Source organism: Glaciimonas sp. GG7, assembly GCF_052976905.1.
The window spans coordinates 1-3847 of the sequence record NZ_JBRIIQ010000180.1 but is presented as its reverse complement, the minus strand read 5'-3'; the positions used below and the strand labels follow the sequence as shown (position 1 = coordinate 3847).

Annotated in this window: 3 protein-coding genes; all 3 read right to left on the bottom strand. The window is 36.0% G+C overall.

Going from position 1 to position 3847, the window contains the following annotated elements; all coding sequences use genetic code 11:
• Positions 1 to 802 (bottom strand): aldehyde dehydrogenase family protein (locus ACVBEF_RS20780; protein ID WP_447125807.1); only part of this gene is annotated, 802 nt, incomplete at its 3' end.
• Positions 803 to 1076: 274 nt separating this feature from the next.
• Complete coding sequence (locus ACVBEF_RS20775; protein ID WP_447125806.1) at positions 1077 to 3407, bottom strand: hypothetical protein; 2331 nt, start codon at positions 3405 to 3407, stop codon at positions 1077 to 1079.
• Between the two features lie 41 nt (positions 3408 to 3448).
• On the bottom strand, positions 3449 to 3847 hold a 399-nt coding region (locus tag ACVBEF_RS20770; protein WP_447125805.1), incomplete at its 5' end, for a hypothetical protein.

Sequence of the window (3847 nt, the reverse complement as noted above, 5' to 3'; positions counted from 1 at the left end):
AGTCCGCGCTAGGCGCGACGATCGCCGCATTATTACCCCCCAGCTCAAGAATGCTGCGCCCAAACCGCGCGGCCACGCGCGGGCCGATCTCGCGCCCCATGCGGGTTGATCCCGTGGCCGATATCAACGGCACGCGTATATCCCGCACCAACACATCACCTATTGCCTCGTTGCCTATAATCACCTCAAGCAGGCCCTGCGGCGCGTCCCCAAATGCCGCGCAAGCCTGATCAAACAAGGCCGCGCAGGCCAGTCCGGTCAAGGGCGTTTTTTCCGACGGCTTCCAGACTACGCTATTGCCGCACACAAAGGCCAGCGCCGCGTTCCAGGCCCACACCGCAACCGGAAAATTAAATGCCGAAATCACCCCGCAAACGCCCAATGGATGCCAACTCTCCATCATCCGATGACCCGGACGCTCAGAGGCGATAGTCAAGCCATACAACTGACGCGACAGCCCCACGGCAAAATCGCAGATATCGATCATCTCTTGCACTTCGCCCAAACCTTCTTGCAGAATCTTCCCCGTCTCCAACGACACCAACGTCCCTAAATCTTCTTTGTGCGCCCGCAAAAGGTTACCCAGCAAACGCACCAGTTCGCCACGTCGCGGCGCCGGGACGGTCCGCCACACCAGAAAAGCTTGCTGTGACCTGGTGATTGCTTCCATTGCTTGCTCAGAGGAGTGCGTGGAGATATTTGCAAGTAAGGTCCCGTCAATCGGGCTATGAACGGTGAGGTTGCCGTTCACCAATGTCGTTTGTGAGACACCGAGTCGTTGCATTAGCACGGATATGTTCATAAGGGGCCTTTTAAATGATTCAAGAACAATTTACGTTAAAGGGTTTTGTCGATTGGATTTGGGAGGAAAAATGTTCGATTCGGAGTGGGAAATACACATTTTGTGAAAAAGTCAGGCTTAAATCCAGTAAGACTACGCTAAACATGGTGATTTCGCGAATATTCAATTTTTGTAAATAAACAAAAATATATTCTGAAATGACCATGGTTCAACGTAGTCTGATTATTAATACTATCTATTTACTTTTTATATTCGAAGATACTACATAAATGGTTTATATTTTCCTTAGAGCTGTAGGAGATATTTCAAGTATCCTTTGTTCTAAAAGATCATTTTTTCGAATGCGAATAGCTAAACTCTTTTCAAAAATATTAAATTTCTCAAATTCATTATTCGCCTGTGTAAAAATTTCGTCTACTATCTTTGTGGCTGTCTTATTTGATACTAAACGAATCAAGATATTTTCTAATTTTTCAAAAATATCTATCTGATTTAGGTTCATTTCTCCTTGTTTTAATTTGTATTCATCATCAGACATTTTTAAAGGTAAATTATTCGTAATAAATTCTTGTATTTCACTAGTGTCAAAAGTATTATTTTTAACTTCTTTATTCGTCATTATAGAAGTCGTAAGTTCATCCGCAATTAAAGCATTGACTGCTAATTTTGGAAAGTTCAGATTCAAAGATGCGTGTGATCCTATTAGTGCCGGACTAGAATTTAAAAGCGATGTTTTATTGATCGATGAAGATGATTTTAATGCTTTCAGTTCTTTTATTATATTTGTTAAAATATCATTTGTAGTCATTGCTATTTCAAGAGACTTTGTTTTTTGATCTATGTGAGAGGAGAGTATATCCTCAGCTTTTTCTTTAATTTCTTGAATAATGTGATTTCTTTTCCCCTCGTCAGGTATTAATTTTTTCAATTCATCATTTAATTCATCATATTCATTTAATTCTTCGTGATATAACACATCATTCAAAGTCTCATCATTATCAAATGTTGAATTTAAGAAATCATTATTATTTAATATAATTTTTGTTTTTACTTCGCTTGAGTCATTTTCAGAGCCTGTTAATTCTTTGCTTGATTTTTGAATAATATTATCTGGTGTAGGAGCTATGGGTTTAATCATAGATGAGTACATCGGATGTAGCTTATCTATAATTTGTGAATTTATTAATGAACTGGTAATGCCCTGCGTAACCGTTGTTGCTTTAAGGGGTATCTGTGATTTTTTTAAATTATTTGAAACACTATCTTTTTCTATTTTTAATGATGTAATTTTTTTAGAAACTGGTGACTTCGTGTTGATTTTCGAAGATGGATTTTTTTTAAAATAATGTGAACTACTTACAAGCGGATTTTGAGAGTTAAATTCTTTATCTTTTGCGCTGAAATATAAGTGTGAGACATCTTGTTTATTTTTAAAAATTTCTTTTTCAAAAAATTTCTGTACCTCGGGATTTTTGGCAAGTGGTGCCTTTTGCGGGTTTGCCTCAAATTTTACAAAATGTCCTTCAGGTGTTTTATGGCTAATATTTCGAATGTCCGGATTTGTTTCAATAGTGTCACTCATCAACTTCGCAGAATTTTTCTTACCGTTTGAATTATAAAAACTATCATATTTTTGTATTGAATCCATTAATTCAATATTTAATGAGCTGGATTCGCGAACCCCTTCCTTAGCCTCAGGAGTTGGTATGGGGCCTAAAATATTATCGATATCATCAAGCGTAAAAGTATCCGTCTCAGTTGTGCCAGTAACCGTAGAAATAACAGGGAAAACAGTAAACCTGGAAGTATTAGGGACAGAGTGTATCGCGTCAGATGATGTTGCGCTATTCGGTAATAAGTTTGATTGTGGAATGTTTGAATCAATATTTTTAAATAACGGATGAGATAGAATTTTTTCTTCATTCTCAGTAGTTAATTTCGACATTGTTTGTTGAGATATAAAAGTGAAATTTCCACTTTTTATAACATTCTCAAATATCTGATTGAATGATGCAATTTTATCTTCCAATTTGGCATTTGCCAGGACAAAGTAAGCTTCAGGATTTTCATCATTACTCGAGTCGTAGATTTCGTCGAGTATTTCTATGACCTCTTCAACGACAGTTGACTCATTTGGCTTATCTAAATTTGTAAGTTTTGTAACTTTATGTACGAAGTTAGTTAATTTTTCTGAATAGCCAGGAATGTAAAAATCCGGACTAATTAAATTACTATCACTTTCATTTTTTTGCATAATCTTGTCATCAGATGTCTGAAATGCATAAAACTTACTGCGCCCCACTTTCATGACTACATCATTGATATTCGATTTACTATCTTTTGATACATTAATTTTTTCAGAATTTTTAATTCCATTATTTTTTGTAATTTTAGATACATTGGTAAAATTAGAAACATAAAATTTTCTATTACTGGTTTGTGCAACAGGATCGGAGGTAATTGAATTTAACGTAACAGAATTAATGTTCCTGGAATTTCTCAATCTGGATCGAATACCACTTCCGATTGCCTGCAACATATTTCTACAAGATGATATTGTTTGATTTGTTATTAGTCGGACTGGAATTGGCATTATTGATGGCATAATATTTCCTTTGTTGTCGATAGATTAATTGTTAATTAAAGCTACTTACCTTCTAATTTTTTCAACGCTTGAAACCTCCGGGTGTCTTCCACAATGGTATTTTTAAAACTAAAGATTTGTTTGGGCGATATTTTTAATGGAGTTATAGTGGTTTTGGGCAGAGGATTATTATTTTCATCTTTGTTATTGTTGTTTTTATTTTTAAAATCAAATGGTAAAAATGGTTTGCCATTAGAAATCTTGTAAGGATATATATTCAATTTAAAATTGGTTGGCTTAGTCTTCGACAGGCTTAAAGGAGTTAGTAATGTTTTTTTGTTTATTTCTGATACACAGACAGGTTCGGTATTGCCTTGCTTATCTACATCCTGATCAATATTATTGTGTTGCAGAGTATTCTGATTGTCATTATCTCGTGAAAAAAATACATTGTTTTCAAT

Bases quoted from the DNA above. Each gene is read 5' to 3' on its own strand.
- ACVBEF_RS20775 (WP_447125806.1), bottom strand. From the start codon at position 3,407: ATGCCATCAATAATGCCAATTCCAGTCCGACTAATAACAAATCAAACA.